The organism is Mesorhizobium denitrificans, assembly GCF_003403035.1.
Lineage (GTDB): Bacteria > Pseudomonadota > Alphaproteobacteria > Rhizobiales > Rhizobiaceae > Mesorhizobium_G > Mesorhizobium_G denitrificans.
The window spans coordinates 230,511-248,341 of the sequence record NZ_QURN01000007.1; the positions used below are offsets into that span (position 1 = coordinate 230,511).

Here is a 17,831-nt window from a genome sequence, read left to right on the forward strand (position 1 = left end):
ACAACGATCGTCGGAGGTTGCGGTCGTGACGAATAGCATTCGGAGTAAATCGTGAGAAATCCCTACGAGGTTCTCGGCGTCGCTGCATCGGCCAGCGCCGCCGAGATACAGAGCGCCTACCGCAAGCTTGCCAAGAAACTCCATCCAGACCTCAATCCGGGCAACAAGACTGCCGAGGATCAGTTCAAGGAGGTGGCGAGCGCATACGACCTGCTTAGCGATGCCGAAAAGCGCAAGCGCTTCGACGACGGTGAGATCGATGCGTCCGGCGCCGAGCGTCCACATCAGCAGTACTACCGCGATTTCGCGTCGGCCGATCATGGAAATCACTATGCCGACATGTCCGGCTATGCGGACTTCATGGAGGGCGAAGACCCGTTCGCCGATCTGCTGAGGCGCAGTCAGCACGCGCGGGCCAACCGTCGCGGACAGGATATGCACTATCGCCTTCCGATCGAATTCCTGGAATCGATCGCGGGGGCGAACAAGCGCATCACCTTGCCCGACGGAAGCAATCTGGATGTGAAAATACCGGCTGGCCTGGTGGACGGGCAGACACTGCGGCTCAAAGGCAAGGGCGCGCCCGGCACCGGCAAGGGTGGCTCGGGCGATGCGCTGATAGAAGTCGAGGTGCTTCCGGACCGGCGCTTTACGCGCGATGGCGATGACATCTCTCTGGAAGTGCCGATTTCGCTCGCAGAAGCGGTGCTCGGCGGCAAGATTCCCGTGCTGACGCCAACTGGCAGCGTCACCATGTCGGTGCCGAAGGGATCGAACACCGGTACGACGCTGCGGCTAAAAGGCAAGGGCGCGCCGCGCCGTGGCGGCGGTCATGGGGACCAATTCGTCAGGTTGAAGGTGGTATTGCCAAAGCCGCCCGATCCCGAACTCGAAGCCTTCGTCGCCAACTGGGCGAAGGGCAAGGACTTCAATCCTCGCGAGGAGCGTGCGTCATGAGGATGTCCAAGCACCAACTCGCAAAGTCCGCTGGGATAAGGAGCGAAACGCTCGACGTGTGGATCACGCAGGAATGGCTCGTACCCGATCCGACCTCGGGAGCCGCGCAATTCACCGACATCGATGCCGCTCGCGTCCGTCTGATCCTCGAACTCAAGAACGATCTGGGGGCCAACGATGAAGGTATCGCCGTGATCCTGCATCTTATGGATCAACTTCACGGTATGCGCCGCGCGCTTGCGCGAATGAAGGAAGAGATGCAGCGCCCGCCAGATTGAAGAAAGCAGGGAGCGGCGTTCCTCGCGACGGTCGTTCCTGATAACGCAGGATTTAGGACATGGGCCTTTCGGGATACCTCAGCCGGGAGCGAACATTCGCCAGACCGGAATATCCGCTCAAAGTCGTGAGCACCGCGCTCCTGAATGCCGCTTCGCTGGCTGGCCTAATCATCATGACCTAGCCTGTCGTTGTCGAGTGCAGCATGATGGATGCCGGATGAAAACTTCGAGGGACTGGCTATGAACCCTGAGAAATTTACTGATCGCGCTCGCGGCTTCATCCAGTCCGCGCAATCGCTGGCGACACGGGAAGGCAACCAGCAGTTCACGCCTCTCCACGTATTGAAGGTTCTGCTCGATGACGAGGAGGGCCTTGCCGCTGGCCTGATCGACCGCGCTGGCGGCAACTCGCGCGCGATCCTGGCCGATACGGAGGCGGCGCTCGCGAAATTGCCGAAAATCTCCGGCGCCGGCGCAGGGCAGGTTTATATGGCGCCCGACACGGCTCGCCTGTTTACCGCTGCAGAGGACCTGGCGCAAAAGGCCGGAGACAGCTTCGTGACCGTGGAGCGCCTTCTGCAGGCGCTCGCTGCCGACAAGAACAGCGACGCCTCAAAGATACTCGCGCAAGATGGGGTGACGCGCCAAGGCTTGGACGACGCGATCAAGGCGCTCCGCAAAGGGCGCACCGCCGACAGCGCTTCGGCGGAGAACGCCTATGACGCTTTGAAGAAATATGCCCGTGATCTCACCAAGGCGGCGCGTGAGGGCAAACTGGATCCGGTGATTGGTCGCGACGAGGAGATCAGGCGCACGATACAGGTTCTGTCTCGCCGGACGAAAAACAATCCGGTGCTGATCGGTGAGCCGGGTGTCGGCAAGACCGCCATCGTCGAAGGGCTGGCCCTGCGTATCGTCAATGGCGATGTGCCCGAAAGCCTGAAGGACAAGAAGCTGATGGCGCTTGACATGGGTGCTCTGATCGCGGGCGCCAAATATCGTGGCGAGTTCGAGGAGCGACTAAAGGCGGTGCTCAACGAAGTCACCTCCGCGGCTGGCGGCATTATTCTCTTCATTGACGAGATGCACACGCTGATCGGTGCGGGCAAGGCGGATGGCGCGATGGACGCTTCGAACCTGCTCAAGCCGGCCTTGGCGCGCGGCGAACTGCACTGCGTCGGTGCCACGACGCTGGATGAATACCGCAAACATGTCGAGAAAGACGCTGCGCTCGCCCGGCGTTTCCAGCCGGTTTTCGTGCCGCAGCCGACCGTTGAAGATACGATCTCCATCCTGCGTGGCCTGAAGGAGAAATACGAGCTTCATCACGGCGTGCGCATTTCCGATGCCGCGCTGGTGGCAGCGGCCACGCTGTCCAACCGCTACATCACCGACCGCTTCCTGCCTGACAAAGCGATCGACCTTGTCGATGAGGCGGCGGCGCGTTTGAAAATGCAGGTCGATTCCAAGCCGGAGGAACTTGATACGCTCGACCGCGAAATCGTTCGTCTGAAGATTGAGCAGGAGGCTTTGAAAAAGGAAACCGACCGCGGATCGAAGGGCAGGCTGCAGACGCTCGAAAAGGAGCTTCCGGAACTCGAAAGGAAGTCTGCCGACCTGACCTCGAAATGGCAGGGCGAAAAAGCAAGGCTCACAGACGCGCAGACGATGAAGAGCGAGCTCGAACATCTTCGAACCGAACTGGCCAACGCGCAGCGCAAGGGCGAATTTCAGAAGGCGGGAGAACTGGCCTATGGGCAGATTCCCGAACTGGAGAAGAAGCTGGCCGATGTCGAGTCGAGCGAAGCCACATCGATCAGCGAGACGGTGACCGCGGACAACATCGCCCAGGTCGTGTCACGCTGGACCGGCATTCCGGTCGACAAGATGCTGGAAGGGGAAAAGGAAAAACTCCTCCACATGGAAGAGATGATCGCAAAGCGCGTGGTTGGGCAAAGTCAGGCCGTGCGCGCGGTATCGACCGCAGTGCGCCGTGCGCGTGCCGGGTTGCAGGATCCGAACCGGCCTATGGGCTCCTTCATGTTCCTCGGGCCCACCGGCGTCGGCAAGACCGAGCTGGCGAAGGCGCTCGCGGAATTTCTCTTTGACGACGAGAACGCGATCCTGCGCATCGACATGTCCGAGTTCATGGAAAAGCACTCAGTTGCCCGCCTGATCGGCGCCCCTCCTGGCTATGTCGGCTATGACGAAGGCGGCGTGCTGACCGAGGCTGTCAGGCGACGCCCATATCAGGTCGTTCTCTTCGACGAGATTGAAAAGGCGCATCCGGACGTATTCAACGTGCTGCTTCAGGTGCTTGATGACGGCCGGCTTACGGACGGGCAGGGGCGCACTGTCGATTTTCGCAATACGCTGATCATCATGACCTCCAATCTGGGCGCGGAATACCTTGTCGCGCAGAAGGAGGGCGAGAAGACCAGCGCTGTGCGTGCACAGGTGATGGAAATGGTGCGCGCGCATTTCCGACCGGAATTCCTCAACCGCGTTGACGCAATCGTTCTGTTCCAACGCCTGCAGAAAAGTGAAATGGGGCGCATCGTCGATATCCAGGCCGCCCGTCTGCGCAAGCTCCTCGACGATCGCAAGATCGTGCTGACGCTCGATCAAAAGGGAACCGATTGGTTGGCGGACAAGGGTTGGGATCCTGCATACGGTGCGCGACCTTTGAAGCGCGCCATCCAGAAATATGTTCAGGATCCGCTTGCCGAAATGCTTCTGGCCGGTGACGTTCAGGACGGATCAACGGTGAAGATTTCCGCCGGCAAAGACGGCCTCACCTTCAACGGCAAGAAGCCGCCGATGGCACCGTCGACCGTGTAGTGGGCAACAGGATCAAACTGTCCAAGGGCGACAGCTTCGGGCGACACGAAGGCCACCACCACTACATCGAACTGGGGTTCGTGGCTGGCGTAGAGGGCAAAAAGGTCCGCCTTTCAGCAAATGCTGACATCGCCGTGACTCTTGAAGAAGAACCTTCCGGCCGGCCCGTGGACCTCTAGCCGTTCCGCGACATGGATCAGGGCGTGCTGCCCTGCAGAACCGGCGGCCGGCAGGAAACGGCCAACACTTGCAAGTCGCCGGGCTTCCGCTTTGAATACCAGCCATCGTGGCATTGCCAATCCAGTGAACGAAGATAGGTCTCCATGGTCGCAAGTTTACCGCCCCCGGTTTCCCAGTCCGTTGCCAGCAGGCTGACGCGAGCCGCCATTTTCCTCGTCGTCACGGTTAATCCCGGCGCAGCCTCCGAACAAACGGTAAAGGGCTTGTGTGCTGATCTCTCCAGCCTGCTGCGCGGCGTCGGTTTCCGCAATCTAAACGGGCAGCTCTCCTGCGTCATGGGCTTTGGCGAGACGGCCTGGGACAGATTGTTCGGACAGCCGAGGCCGAAAGACCTGCACGTCTTTCGCGAGATCAACGGCGTTCACAAGGCGGTTTCAACCCCGGGCGACATTCTTTTCCATATCCGTGCGGCTAGCATGGATTTGTGCTTCGAACTGGCGACCCACATCATGGCGCGCCTGGCTGGCGCCGTTTCCACCGTCGATGAGGTTCATGGTTTCAAGTTTTTCGACGACCGCGACCTGATCGGCTTCGTCGACGGCACCGAGAATCCCGTCGATAAGGCGGCAATCGAGGCCACCCTTGTCGGCGAGGAAGATGCTAACTTTGCCGGGGGTAGCTATGTCATCGTCCAAAAATATCTGCACGACCTCGACAGCTGGAACAAGGTGCCGGTCGAGGAGCAGGAGAACATCATAGGGCGGCACAAGCTTTCCGACATTGAGCAGCAGGACGCTCAGAAAAAACCATACGCCCATAATGTTTTGACCAACATAGAAGAGAACGGACAACAGCTGCAGATCGTTCGCGACAACATGCCATTCGGCGAGATCGGCAAAGGCGAATTCGGCACGTACTTCATCGGGTACGCACGTTCGCCTGACCGGATCGAGCGAATGTTGGAGAACATGTTCGTTGGCAATCCGCCGGGGACTTATGACAGGCTACTGGACTTCAGCCGGGCGGTGACGGGAACATTGTTCTTCGTGCCGACGGCGACATTCCTCGACAGTGTAGAGTGATGCCCGACGAACCTGACCACGTCGTGATCGTGGGAGGCGGCTTCGGCGGACTTGAGGTCGCCCGCAGACTTGCAAGGACGGCGCTTCGCATAACGCTGATCGACCAGCGAAACCATCACCTGTTTCAGCCGCTGCTCTACCAGGTGGCGACTGCCTCGCTGACGACATCCGAGATTGCCTGGCCTATTCGCTCGCTTTTGCGCGACCATGCGAACATCACAACGCTGCTCGGCAAGGTCGTAGGTGTCGATACGGAAAACAAGCGGGTTCTGCTGGAAGATGGCGGCAGCGTCGCATTCGATACGCTCGTCCTCGCAACCGGCGCGCGGCATAGCTATTTCGGACACGACGAATGGGAGCCGTTTGCGCCGGGTCTCAAGACCATCGAAGACGCCACGGCGATCCGGCGACGCATTCTCTCGGCGTTCGAGAAGGCAGAGCGCACGACCGACGCTGCGGAGCGCGTGCCTTACCAGACCTTCGTTGTGATCGGCGGGGGACCGACAGGGGTCGAACTCGCGGGCACGATTGCCGAACTGGCGCGAGAGACGCTGCGCGGCGAATTCCGCAACATAGACACGAGCGATGCACGCGTAATTCTCGTTGAAGCTGGCACCAGAATACTCGCCGGGTTTAGAGAGAGCCTTTCCGAATACGCTTACAAGGCACTGAGCAAGCTGGGGGTGGACATTCGGCTCGGCCACCCGGTCACAGAGTGCACCCGGGAAGGTGTCAAGATCGCAGATGTTTTCGTGCCGGCGAAGACGATCATCTGGGCCGCAGGCGTCGCCGCCTCGCCCGTCGCGGAGTGGCTGGAAGCCGCGGCTGACGGTGCAGGACGGATCAAGGTCGAGCCGGACCTCTCCGTGCCCGGACATCCAGACATTTTCGCAATTGGTGACACGGCGAGTGTCGTCATGCCAAACGGCAGACTGGTGCCAGGCATCGCGCCAGCGGCCAAGCAAGAGGGGCAGTATGTGGGCGATATAATCCGCGCCCGACTTGCAGGGCGGGCAGCGCCGCCACCGTTCCGCTACAAAGATACTGGCAGCCTTGCCACGATCGGTAAGCGCGCCGCTGTCGTCGATTTCGGCTGGGTCAAATTGACGGGTCGGTTCGCCTGGTGGCTGTGGGGCTTCGCCCACATCTACTTCCTGATCGGCATGCGTCATCGACTGGCGGTTGCGCTGAACTGGCTCTGGATCTACTTCACCGGACAGCGCAGTGCCCGGTTGATCACGCAGGGCCAAGACGTCCGCGGATCGCGGCCGGACTAGCCAATTTCGAGGCCAAACTGCTTTGGCTCAAGCAGGCTGCTGTTGTGTGGTGCAATGGATTCCGCCGCCACCTGCTGCGATGCCGTCGATGTTTAACTGGATAATTTCCCGATCCGGAAACAAATCCCGCAGCGTGTCGCGGGTGTTTCGATCTGCCGTGCGGTCACCAAACTCCGGCGCGATGACGGCGCCGTTGCAGACGTAGAAATTGATGTACCCGGCTGCGAACTCGCTATTCTCATATTTGCTGCGCACGGTGGAGGGGCCCTGTAGCACCACCACCTCCAACTTGCGTCCGCTGGCATCTGTGGACCGTTGAAGTATTTGGAGGTGCCGTTTGGTCACGGCGTGATCGTAGGATGACGGGTCCGGGTCGAGTCCGGCGACGACTACCCCTGGGCTGACGAAGCGGGCGTAAAAGTCAGTATGCCCGTCGGTGATGTCTCTGCCGGCAATGCCCGGTAGCCAAATGATTTTTTGCAGTCCGAGCAATCGCGAAAGTTCCGCTTCGCATTCTGCTTTGCTTACGCCGGGATTTCGATTCTCGTTCAGCACGCAGCTTTCTGTGATGATGGCCGTGCCCTCGCCATCCACTTCTATGCCTCCGCCCTCCAAAACCAGCTCCGTCTCGATGAGCTTAACGCCGACCGAGCTAGCAACGAAGCTCGCGACCTTTGCATCCCTTTCATGTTCCTGCTTGCCGCCCCAGCCATTGAAATTGAAGCCAACCGCGCCAGCCTCGCCTTGTTGATCTTTGACGAAGACCGGCCCGGTATCGCGCATCCAAAGGTCGTCAATCGGCTGAACTACCAGTGTGACGGTTGGGCCGCACAGTTCGGCCGCGATGTCGTGGTCCTCTTCGCGCACAAGCATTTTCACGGGCTCATGGGCTGCAATCGCCTTCGCTATGCTGGCCAGGTTTTGCCTGGCTACGGGAAGCAGTTTTTTACCCCATATTTCTTCGGTCGGACCAAATGCCATCCATGTAGCGGCATGCGCTGCTCCTTCATCGGGCATGCGCCAGGTTTCGGTGTGCATCTGCGCCTCCGCAACCGCGGTGAAGCCGTTCGCAAGCGTGGCTGTTGTAAGAGCACCGCCCGAAACGAGCAGCCCCCGCTTCAGAAAGTTTCGCCGTGTTGTCATGTGTGCGCTAACCCTCGTATTTGGCAAAGACGGCATTCAATGCGATTACACGCCTCGACGGCATGAAATCGGCGTCAAGCACGTCAATCGGGGAGTGATCGCAGCACTGCTCGCTCACCCCACATTCATTGGTATTGAAAACGTGGCTTGGAAGCCATCCCGCAGACCGTGTGCGGGAGAATTCAAGGTTAACTTGCCTCCCATATGGTCAACAAGGCTGGACGCAATAGCCAATCCCAGACCGGAGCCAAGGGCATCAGTTGAACCCCGTTTGAAGCGCCCGGTAAGGTCGATAAGTTCATCTTGGGGAACGATTGGACCCGCATTCACCACCGATACTGCCCCCTCAGGTGAAACCGTGATTTTGATCGGCTGGTCTTTTGAGCCGTGCAGCAGGGCATTTTCGATCAAATTTCGCATTGTAATACCGAAGGCATCAACATCCACTTGGGCAGAGAATTCAGCCAGATCGCCGGTCTGAAGCTCGAGGCGGCCTGCAAAATCTGGTTGGCGGGCAAAATCATGAACAATCAACCGAATGACAGGCAGCAGATCGGTTGCCTGTTGAGACAGTCCAATTCCTGAATCAGCTCGGGACAGCTGAAGAAGCTTTTCGGCCAGATGGCCAAGGCTGGATAAGGAGCGTTCGATGCCAAGGGCGCGTACCCTTGCCGGTCCTTTCGGCAATTCCTGCACGAGACGTTGCGTTTGCGCCAACGCCCCGGCAAGCGGCGTTCGAAGTTCATGTGCGCTGTTTGACGCAAATGCCCTTTCACCTTCGAGCGCCGTCCGCACTCGCCCGAGAAGCCGATCGACCGACACGCTGATAGGCAATAGCTCTGAGGGTAGACCGGTGGCTGGCAGCGGCTCAAGATTGCCGCCATCTCTGGCGCTGATCTCCATTCTCAACGCGCCGATTGGCGCGAGCGCGAGCCTTGTAACTAACCAGATCAAAACAATACTGAGTGGTATGAGCGCCAGCAATGGGAGGAATAAAGCGCCGGCTGTTTCACGCATGGCCTCGCGCCGATGGCTCAGGGGATCAGCAACCTGGAGGAACAAAGTGTTGGTCACCGCAGACTCAGTGAAGATGCGATGTGTCGGCGTATCGAAAAATCCGGGTTGCAACGGCGCTGGAAATGGTTCCGGTTCAGCATCGTGTGAGTGAAGCAGAACTTTACCGTCGCGGTTGCGCAACTGATAGGTCAAGTATTCCTCGCTATCGTCACCGGCTGAGGAAATGCGCCGCGGCTCGTCGAGCGTGTCATCCTTGACGAGGTTTTCGATAAGCAACGGCATCAGTCTTTGCGACGCTTCCTGTAGCGAGCTGTCAAACACCTCGTTGAACTCCTCCCTCATGACGTATGCGCTGATGCCAACGGCCCCAATCCAGAATAAGGCTATGGCAGCAGTCAGCCGCACAATCAGCCGGCGGGTCATGCTGAAGCCGGTCGTCATGGTGTGCTGGCCCGATAGCCGACGCCACGGATCGTCGCGAACAGATCCTGACCCAGCTTCTTGCGAAGTCGGCTTGCATAGACTTCGACTGTGTTGCTTTCCACCTCGGCGCCGAATTCGTAGAGTGCTTCTTCAATCTGTACCTTTGATACGGTTGCGCCTGGCCGGCGCAACAAGCTGTCGAGCACGGCCCATTCGCGGGCTGTCAATTCGACCGGCCTTCCGTCTCGCAGGACGCGTCGTTCGGCAGAGAACACCTCGACATTGCCGATCTTGATTGCGGGCTCCTTATGTGGCCCGCCGCGTCGCGCCACGGCGTGGATGCGGGCGGAAAGTTCTCCAAGATCGAAGGGCTTGACCATATAATCATCGGCGCCTGCATTCAGCCCCTGAATGCGATCCGATAACTGGTCACGAGCGGTAAGCACGATGACCGGTGTGCTGTCGGACTGGCGGCGCATCGCCTTGAGATAGTCGATGCCGTTGCCGTCGGGCAGATGGATATCGAGTAGCACAAGCCCGTAGGCGGCGACCTCCGCAAAAGCGCGCGCATCGGCGAGATTTCGCGCCCAATCCACCGCGTGTCGGTCGGCAGAGAAATGGTCGCGAACGGCGGCTCCGATGGCCCGATCATCTTCAATCAACAAAATGCGCAAACCGGTGTCCTAATCATGTCCAAATCCCGGAGCAGCTATACGCCGAAACTGACATTGGGCTGAACAGCTTTCAGCTTGGTGTCAGCTTTGCGTGCTAATTTGTTACTGATGAGATGCGGCGCGTCGGCGGGTGAGTAGTTGCCGGGCGGCCAATCACGGGACGTATGGATTAAGGTCATTCGGATGAAGCGTATCAGTATCGCTCATGTCGGCCTATTGCTGGTGCCGTTCGTAGTTACGCTCATCATGCTGCTAGCGGTGCCCCACAGTTCTGGTCGAGCGAGCACCTTGTCGTGTGAAGGCAACACCGATCCGTGTGGCTCTATGCCTGAGCGACACTCCTCGTGAGTATCGTGCAGCCAAGCTCGCATCTGCTGCTTAAAGTCATTGAGGTACACGCCGTACCCCGCGAATCTTCTATCACAAACAGCACCGATCGAATCTAGACTTGGCAACGAATCGATCCGGCGATGTTCGTGCAAGCGGAGCCGGCTTGGCAAAACTGCTTCTGGGGGTCCAAAATGAATGTTCCGCATTCCGAAAATCATGTGGTATCTCGCATTGGCTGGTTGCGAGCTGCGGTTCTCGGCGCAAACGACGGCATCATTTCGACTGCCAGCATCATGATGGGTGTGGCCAGTGCCGGGGCGACGGCAACTAACATCCTCCTGACCGGCGTGGCTGCGATGGTGGCCGGTGCATTGTCGATGGCGGCGGGGGAATACGTTTCGGTCAGTTCGCAAGCAGACGCCGAGAGGGCCGATCTGCAACGGGAAAAAGCGGAACTGGCCGCCGATCCGGCTGGTGAACTCGAAGAACTGGCAGGAATATACCGTTCATATGGTCTGCCCGGTCATCTTGCCATGGATGTCGCCGAAGCATTGACAAAGCATGATGCGCTGGCTGCACACGCACGCGACGAGCTTGGTATTAGCGCAAACATTTCGGCAAACCCGCTGCAAGCGGCCATATCCTCGGCGTTGTCGTTTCTTGCCGGTGCAGTCGCGCCTATCGTCCTGGCTACAGCGGCGCCGGCCGGACTGACCGGGGTTATGATCGTCGTCGGAACGCTGCTCTGTCTTTTCGTACTCGGCCTTCTGGGCGCTTGGGCTGGCGGTGCGTCCCTCTGGCGCCCGGCTTTGCGTGTTGCTTTTTGGGGTGCTGTTGCAATGGGCGTGACCGCACTTGTCGGCAAGTTGGTCGGGGGCGTTATTTAAGCGCCGCGTGTTCAGGTAGCTGTCAGCTTCGTTCGCCAAGGTGCGGCCATCGGGATCAACCGATGGAGAAACGCACATGAAAACTCTTGTTATCGCAACGATCATTCTGTCCACGCTGGGCGGCGCATCAACCTTCGCCGCCGAGCGGTGCAATGTGCCGAAGGATCAATGGCAACCTGTGGATGCCTTACAAACCAAGCTCGAGAAGGATGGATGGAAGGTACGCCAGATCAAGACCGAGGATGGCTGCTACGAAGCTTATGCAGTCAATCAGAAGGGCGAGCGGATGGAGACGTTCTTCAATCCGAAAACGCTTGAAGCCGTCGGCGAAGACGCAGGCTGAGGGAGATGACGATGTCTGCCAGCGATCGATCCGCAGTTTGCGTCTGGACCGTACCGGTTCGCCTATTCCATTGGTCGCTGGCGGCCAGTGTCATCATAGCCTGGGCGATTAGCGAAACGTCGCGCCCACTTCATGAATATGCCGGTTACGCAGCGGCCGGCCTTATTCTGTGGCGACTGGCCGCCGGTGTGGTTGGCGGACATTATACGCGGTTTAGCCAATTCGTGCGGGCGCCATCTGCAATAGCCAGCTACGTGATGGACATTTTTCTTGGTCGTGAGCGCCGCTACATCGGCCACAATCCCGCTGGCGGCGCCATGGTGATCACTCTGCTAACACTCGTTGGCCTGATTGCGCTTACGGGCTGGATGCAGACAACGGATACCTATTGGGGCGTCGCCTGGGTCGAGAGCACACATAAATTTCTAGGCAATGTGATAGTGGCCTTTGTGGGATTGCATGTCGCGGGCGTTATTCTCGCGAGCTTTCGACACCATGAAAACCTCGTCGGCTCCATGATCTCCGGGCGAAAGCGCGCACCGTCTGCCGACGATGCCGCTTAACCCCTAGCTGCTCACCGAAAAAGTATGTTCTATCTCTTTGCAGACGACCGGCGCCGACCTTTGGAAGCCGGGTGCGGGCGGTCTTTTTTGCGTTTGGGAGGAACATATGTCGAAGGCTTACGTAATCGAACTCGGCGAAGACGGAAAAACCCGCACCGCGACCTGGCGCAATCCGGCTGAGGTCGATCTGATGGACGGGAACGTCACGGTGCGCGTCCACCACACGACAATGAACTATAAGGACGCCCTTGCGATCACTGGCAAAAGCCCGGTGGTGCGTCGCTATCCCATGATTCCGGGCATCGATTTTGCGGGCGAAGTAACGGCCTCCGACGATCCCCGGTTTTCAGTCGGTGACAGTGTTATCCTCAACGGTTGGGGTGTGGGCGAAACGCATCTGGGCGGTTACTCGCCGATTGCGCGCATATCTGGCGACTGGTTGCTGCACCAGCCGAAGGGATTGAGCGGCGCGGAATGCATGGCCATCGGCACCGCTGGCTATACTGCAGCGCTTTGCGTGCTCAGGCTGCAAGATCTGGGTATCGGACCAGACAGGGGAAAAGTGTTGGTTACTGGCGCGAGCGGCGGCGTCGGCTCCTTCGCGGTCTCTTTGTTGGCGGCACTCGGTTATGATGTTGTGGCATCGACGGGGCGCCTCGAGGAAAGCGATTATCTGATCAAGCTCGGTGCTACGGAAGTGATAGACCGGCGCGAATTCAGCGAGCCGGGACGCCCGCTTGGCAAAGAGCGATTTGCCGGAGCGATTGACGCTGTGGGCGGCCAGACGCTCGCGAATGTTTTGTCGCAGATCGCCTATGGCGGCGTGGTCGCTGCTTGCGGCTTGGCGCAAAGCCATGATTTGCCGACAACCGTGATGCCTTTCATTCTGCGCAGCGTTACGCTGGCCGGCGTCGATTCAGTTAAGGCCGAACGGTCCATCAGAGAGCGGGCCTGGGCTTTGCTGACTGAAAGGCTCGACAGGGCCGCATTGGTAGCCATTACGCAAACTGCGCAATTGGAAGCGATTGAGACCATAGCCCCAATGCTGCTCGATGGGCGTATTCGCGGTCGCCTGGTGTTTGATGTTTCCTGAGCGTTTCGCCCAGATGCACTGAATTGCTTTTGTGTGGCACCTGTAACCGTAAACCGGCGGAAAGCCATGAGCTTCGCGCAAACAAAGAGCATTGTAGGAGGGTCTACCCATGAGTTCGGAACATAATGTAACAGCGAGTTGGGCATATGCCCCCAATGCCTCCAAACCCTCGACTTACTCGCGCAATCTGAATATCGACTACGGACATGGTGCTGGTTTGAAGGTGTCAGCGGCGGCTGCCTATTTCGGGGATGCGTTACTGCCGGATCCCGAACAGCTTTTCCTCTCTGCCGTCGTCAGTTGCCACATGCTCTCGTTTTTGGCGATTGCGGAAATGCATGGTTGCAAGGTGAAGGCATATCGCGACGAAGCGTCTGCCTATCTAGAAAAAGATCAAGGTCCGCTTGCAAGCGTGAAGCGAATTGTGCTGAGGCCTGCGGTGGAGTTCTCGCCTGACGGCAAGGTGCCGGATGCTGCGTTGCTCGCGAAGCTGCACGACAAATCTCACGACATTTGCTTCGTCGCGCGGTCGATCAAAACGACCGTGATTGTTGAGCCAGTAATGTGAGCGTCGGATACTCGCAATCTGCAAGAGGTGATGTTGAGCACCTCATCACACCAATGCTTTTACCGCGCGGTAGCTTTAAAAAAAATCCGTCGCACTGTCGTCTCATGACAAATGCGACGGATTATTCGTTGAACGTTTTGCTGGCCTAGATTAGCGCCAACGATACGCTGGCTTTAGCAGCGGTTGCCACCTTTGCCGCCGCCGCCTTGGCCACCGCCTTTGCCGCCGCCGCCTTGGCCACCGCCTTTGCCGCCGTCGCCCTTGCCACCGCCGCCTTTGCCGCCGTCGCCCTTGCCACCGCCGCCTTTGCCGCCGTTGCCCTTGCCACCGTCGCCCTTGCCGCCGTGGCCTTTGCCACCGTGGTCCTTGCCGCCGTGGCCTTTGCCACCGTGATCCTTGTCACCGTGATCCTTGCCGCCGCCATTGTCGCCGCCGCCATTGTCGCCGCCGCCATTGTTGCCGCCGCCATTGTTGCCGCCGCCATTGTCGCCGCCGCCATTGTCGCCGCCACCATTGTCGCCGCCGCCATTGTCGCCGCCACCATTGTCGCCGCCACCATTGTTGCCGCCGCCATTGTTGCCGCCGCCATTGTTGCCGCCGCCATTGTCGCCGCCGCCATTGTTGCCGCCGCCATTGTTGCCGCCGCCGTTGTCGCCGCCGCCATTGTTGCCGCCGCCGTTGTCGCCACCGCCGTTGTTGCCGCCGCCATTGTCGCCGCCGCCATTGTTGCCGCCGCCGTTGTTGCCGCCGCCATTGTCGCCGCCGCCATTGTCGCCGCCGCCGTTGTTGCCGCCGCCATTGTTGCCGCCGCCGTTGTCGCCGCCACCATTGTTGCCGCCGCCGTTGTCGCCGCCGCCGTTGTCGCCGCCACCATTGTTGCCGCCGCCGTTGTCGCCGCCGCCGTTGTCGCCGCCACCATTGTTGCCGCCGCCGTTGTTGCCGCCGCCGTTGTCGCCGCCACCATTGTTGCCGCCGCCGTTGTTGCCACCCCCATTATTGCCAGACGGGGTGTTTCCCTTGCCGCCAGAGGGGGTGTTGCCGTCCCGACTGTTGCCGTCGCCCTCTTTGAGAGGCGTTGTTGCGGTGGATGCCAGCGCGTTACAAATAGTGTCAGCATCCGGATGGCTTCTCTGGAAGTCTGCGAGCGCGCTCGCAGAGCCCGACTGGAGAATGCTGGCGCACATGCTGGCCGCATTTTCGCTGCCGCCATGGCGGCTACCGTTGTTGCCGCCGAGAGCTGCGACCTGGGTCGATCCGGTTGACGCCGTAGCGTTGCAAACCGTGTCGGAATTAGGATGCAGTTTCTGGAAGCGGTTCAACGCATCGATGGACCCGATGCGCAGGGCGCTTGCACACGAGCAGGCTTCCGTGGCAACGCCTTCTGCCCTGCACTGGGCTGCTGCCGCTTGCGCGAAGCTCTGCCTACGCACAGAAGGAGCAGCAGCAGGGGTACGAGCTGCCGTCGGCGTGCTCGCCAGAGTGCTTGCGGAAGCCGCTGGAACGGTGGACGCGCGGGCATTACCCGGATCAGCAATCTGTGCTGCTGCTGGATCCTGTTGGGCGGTGGATGCGCGGGCATCACCCGGATCGGCAATCTGTGCCGCCGCTGGGTCCTGTTGAGCGGTAGATGCGCGAGCATCACCTATATCAACCAACGTTGAAGCAATGGGGTCTGCCGCGTAGGCTGGAAATAACCCAATAAGGGCAATCAAGGCGGCAATTATCGACTTACGCATGTGCTATTCTCTCCTGCGTTTTCCGGAGCGGTGTGGCTCCGTTTCGGCCCCTCACGCCAAGGGTCGAACCAATTCCGAACTGCAACTTTTTGGGAAAACGAAGACACTGAAACGACGCTCTGCAGGCGCTACGTCCCGCGGTGGCAACGTTTCTGAACAGAAGCTGTTTCCGGCACGCAAACCAAGTTTGCCGCCTGCAGAGTCCACTGAACTATGCATCTCCGCCCCATACCCCATCTAACCGCGATATTCGCAATTAGAATTAAAACGTAAGTTCTTCCTACATACGTTCTTAACCGAGGTTCAAGTGAGATTTACAGTTGATGAATATGTTTTGATTACTTAAGCTTAAAAACACATAAATATTTATATTGCTGTTGTAATTTGTATAAAACTTGCTTTGATAAAATTTTACATATTTAAAGTTATTCTGGTTAAATATAATAAATAATACAGAACCATGTATGTTGATCGGTTTGTATTCTGTTTATCGTCATGTATTAGCGCTGGTGGCCTAAAGCAAAAGAGGCCACTGCATGAATCGTATACTGGCATTGTTTGCAGCCGTTTCCGTGCTGAGCGGGTGCTCCACAACCGGAAATCCGGTCGCCAGCACAAGTGATTCGACCGGTTTTAATGCGCGGCCCACGGCCAAGGAGTTCGTCGTCAAGAACGACAGCGGGGGCTATGTCGTGGCCTACGCGATGCGGGTAGCCCAGCTCAAACAAGACAAGAAAACGCTTCGGTTCGCTGGCCGTTGTGACTCGGCCTGCACCATGTATCTGGGCCTGCCGCGCAACAAAGTTTGCGTGGAGCCGGGCGCGTATTTTCGTTTCCACCGCCCGATGGCGCGTTCCAGCGCAACGGTTGCCGCAGCAACTGACTTCCTGATGCGCTCCTATCCGGGATGGGTGCGCCAATGGATCGCCGCAAATGGCGGACTTACCAGCTCGCTGAAGACCATGAATTATAATTACGCGAGCAAGTATCTACCGACCTGCGGCGTCGCGGCCTAAAAAGCAGGGCAGGGCTCGCACCAGTCAGGCTGATCGCCGCGATCGGCCCGTTAGAGGCGACCCCGAGTAGCGCGGTTAAAGCGGACGTAGCCAAGGCGTATTTGTTCGCGAAGCAAGGTCAGCAGTCCTGCTGCTGCAATGATGAGCAAGCCAATCAGCGATACAGCGTCAGGGAACTCGTTGAAGAACGCGGCACCTATAAGCACGGCCCATATCATTTGCGAATAGTGGGTAGGAGCAATGAGGTTTGCAGGACTGTGGCGCGTTGCGAGGAATTGCAGGCGGCTTCCGGCGGCAGTGCAAGCGCCGGTCAAGACCAATATGACGAGGATTGACCAGGATGGGACTGCAAAGCCGGTATAAGCTGCGGCAGCGCCGTTGAACGCCAACCCATATGCCACCAGCATTCCGAGCACTGCGGTTTGGCGTTCGCTTGCCATCGTGCGCATGAGGATGATCGAGAGTGCCGCGCAGAATGCACCGCCGAGGGCTGCAAGATGCCCGAGTTCGAGCGCGCGTAGTCCTGGCTTCACGACCATCAACACGCCCACGAACCCAGCCAAAACCGCGAGCCAGCGCCAGATGCCAACCCGCTCCTTCAAAAAGATGATAGAGAGTAGCGTGACAAACAGCGGTGCAAGAAACAACAGCGCGTAGACTTCGGTCAGAGGGATCGAGGTAAACGCGTATACGCTTAATATGCCTGCAGCCATGCCGATCGCCGCGCGCGCGTGCACCCTTATTGGGCGACGCATCTGCCAGAAGTTGCGCCAGTCCTCTCCGGCGGGTTTCACCAGAACAAGAAACAGGCCCGAGAACAGGATGTTGAAAAAGCCGATCTGGAAGATCGTCAATTCACCGCCAAGGGATTTGATCAGCCCGTCGCCCCATGCGTAAACAGCATAGGCCGCGAGGGCCAGTAACACGCCAGTATTCACCTTGGAGGGCCTCAGGATTTGCGGAAGCGCTTACGGGGTAAACTTAACCTCGTGGGCTTTCAAGCCGCTGAACTGTTTAGGGGCAGTCTCCCGATTTGGCCAGTGTCCTAAACGCAAATCTCGAAGCGATCAGTTGGCGAGGCCGAATTTGCCAAAGCCGGAGGACTATACCCGTTGATGACGCAAAACTGGCGCTAGATCGCCAATTTATCACTGTTACTGCCGAAAGCCCGCGGTTTTTCTGGATTTTCCTATCCAAAAGAAAAATGTTGGAATCGCGAAAAATATCTAGCCCGATTGATGTGTGTTAATGCGGATAGGGGGTGGAGGTAGTTAAATGGGCTTAAATCAAACGTACTTGGAGTTAAGCTTCTAACTACGGAAATACGGGCGGGCGGTAAGTCAGAATACGGCGTTAAGCCGAGCAATTCGCACATTGTTATCAAACGGTTCTGGTGATGTTGCCAACTGGCGGCGGCACATCT

The 17,831-nt window shown here is 58.6% G+C and carries 17 protein-coding genes; 12 read left to right on the plus strand and 5 right to left on the minus strand.

All coding sequences use genetic code 11. The features are described from left to right. The first annotated feature begins 51 nt into the window (after nt 1–51). The 6 genes from DY251_RS11505 (at nt 52) to DY251_RS11530 (ending at nt 6,615) form a co-directional block, all read left to right on the plus strand. On the plus strand, nt 52–957 hold the full coding sequence (locus DY251_RS11505; protein ID WP_116624029.1) for a DnaJ C-terminal domain-containing protein: 906 nt from the start codon (nt 52–54) through the stop codon (nt 955–957). Continuing rightward, nucleotides 954–1,235, plus strand: coding sequence for a chaperone modulator CbpM (locus DY251_RS11510; RefSeq protein ID WP_342633567.1), 282 nt, complete (start codon nt 954–956; stop codon nt 1,233–1,235). The genes DY251_RS11505 and DY251_RS11510 overlap by 4 nt, the downstream gene beginning before the upstream one ends. A gap of 240 nt (nt 1,236–1,475) precedes the next feature. Continuing rightward, on the plus strand, nt 1,476–4,076 hold the full coding sequence (gene clpB / locus DY251_RS11515) for an ATP-dependent chaperone ClpB (protein WP_116624073.1): 2,601 nt from the start codon (nt 1,476–1,478) through the stop codon (nt 4,074–4,076). Further along, complete coding sequence (locus DY251_RS11520; protein WP_245415932.1) at nt 4,076–4,255, plus strand: DUF2171 domain-containing protein; 180 nt, start codon at nt 4,076–4,078, stop codon at nt 4,253–4,255. Before clpB ends, DY251_RS11520 begins: the two co-directional genes overlap by 1 nt. 144 nt (nt 4,256–4,399) lie before the next feature. Next, nucleotides 4,400–5,338, plus strand: coding sequence for a Dyp-type peroxidase (locus DY251_RS11525; protein WP_116624032.1), 939 nt, complete (start codon nt 4,400–4,402; stop codon nt 5,336–5,338). Beyond that, the gene (locus tag DY251_RS11530) at nt 5,338–6,615 is read left to right on the plus strand and encodes an NAD(P)/FAD-dependent oxidoreductase (protein WP_116624033.1); all 1,278 of its coding nucleotides are present in this window, start codon (nt 5,338–5,340) and stop codon (nt 6,613–6,615) included. The genes DY251_RS11525 and DY251_RS11530 overlap by 1 nt, the downstream gene beginning before the upstream one ends. A gap of 27 nt (nt 6,616–6,642) precedes the next feature. On the opposite strand, the gene DY251_RS11535 is transcribed toward DY251_RS11530, so the two are convergent. From DY251_RS11535 to DY251_RS11545, 3 genes are all read right to left on the minus strand, one after another. Continuing rightward, on the minus strand, nt 6,643–7,653 hold the full coding sequence (locus DY251_RS11535; protein WP_245415933.1) for an agmatine deiminase family protein: 1,011 nt from the start codon (nt 7,651–7,653) through the stop codon (nt 6,643–6,645). A 219-nt stretch (nt 7,654–7,872) separates the two neighbouring features. After that, on the minus strand, nt 7,873–9,216 hold the full coding sequence (locus tag DY251_RS11540; protein WP_116624035.1) for a sensor histidine kinase: 1,344 nt from the start codon (nt 9,214–9,216) through the stop codon (nt 7,873–7,875). Beyond that, on the minus strand, nt 9,213–9,872 hold the full coding sequence (locus DY251_RS11545; protein ID WP_116624036.1) for a response regulator transcription factor: 660 nt from the start codon (nt 9,870–9,872) through the stop codon (nt 9,213–9,215). The genes DY251_RS11540 and DY251_RS11545 overlap by 4 nt, the downstream gene beginning before the upstream one ends. A gap of 521 nt (nt 9,873–10,393) precedes the next feature. On the opposite strand from DY251_RS11545, the gene DY251_RS11550 reads away from it, so the two are divergent. The 5 genes from DY251_RS11550 to DY251_RS11570 all read left to right on the plus strand — a co-directional run bounded on the left by DY251_RS11550 (nt 10,394) and on the right by DY251_RS11570 (nt 13,656). Continuing rightward, nucleotides 10,394–11,089: a VIT1/CCC1 transporter family protein gene (locus DY251_RS11550; RefSeq protein ID WP_116624074.1), complete on the plus strand. Its 696-nt coding sequence runs from the start codon at nt 10,394–10,396 to the stop codon at nt 11,087–11,089. Between the two features lie 76 nt (nt 11,090–11,165). Continuing rightward, complete coding sequence (locus DY251_RS11555) at nt 11,166–11,432, plus strand: PepSY domain-containing protein (RefSeq protein WP_116624037.1); 267 nt, start codon at nt 11,166–11,168, stop codon at nt 11,430–11,432. Nucleotides 11,433–11,443: 11 nt separating this feature from the next. Continuing rightward, nucleotides 11,444–11,995: a cytochrome b/b6 domain-containing protein gene (locus DY251_RS11560; protein WP_245415934.1), complete on the plus strand. Its 552-nt coding sequence runs from the start codon at nt 11,444–11,446 to the stop codon at nt 11,993–11,995. 106 nt (nt 11,996–12,101) lie between these two features. Then, nucleotides 12,102–13,088 (plus strand): acrylyl-CoA reductase (NADPH), encoded by a 987-nt coding sequence (acuI, locus tag DY251_RS11565; protein WP_116624075.1) that lies wholly within the window; start codon nt 12,102–12,104, stop codon nt 13,086–13,088. A 109-nt stretch (nt 13,089–13,197) separates the two neighbouring features. Next, the gene (locus DY251_RS11570; RefSeq protein ID WP_116624039.1) at nt 13,198–13,656 is read left to right on the plus strand and encodes an OsmC family protein; all 459 of its coding nucleotides are present in this window, start codon (nt 13,198–13,200) and stop codon (nt 13,654–13,656) included. A 173-nt stretch (nt 13,657–13,829) separates the two neighbouring features. Here the strand turns inward: DY251_RS11570 and DY251_RS21480 are convergent, their stop codons facing one another. Then, complete coding sequence (locus DY251_RS21480; RefSeq protein WP_158553250.1) at nt 13,830–15,392, minus strand: hypothetical protein; 1,563 nt, start codon at nt 15,390–15,392, stop codon at nt 13,830–13,832. A gap of 536 nt (nt 15,393–15,928) precedes the next feature. Here DY251_RS21480 and DY251_RS11580 point away from each other — a divergent pair. Beyond that, nucleotides 15,929–16,408, plus strand: coding sequence for a hypothetical protein (locus DY251_RS11580; protein ID WP_116624040.1), 480 nt, complete (start codon nt 15,929–15,931; stop codon nt 16,406–16,408). 50 nt (nt 16,409–16,458) lie between these two features. On the opposite strand, the gene DY251_RS11585 is transcribed toward DY251_RS11580, so the two are convergent. After that, complete coding sequence (locus DY251_RS11585) at nt 16,459–17,346, minus strand: DMT family transporter (RefSeq protein WP_116624041.1); 888 nt, start codon at nt 17,344–17,346, stop codon at nt 16,459–16,461. Between the last annotated feature and the right edge of the window lie 485 nt (nt 17,347–17,831).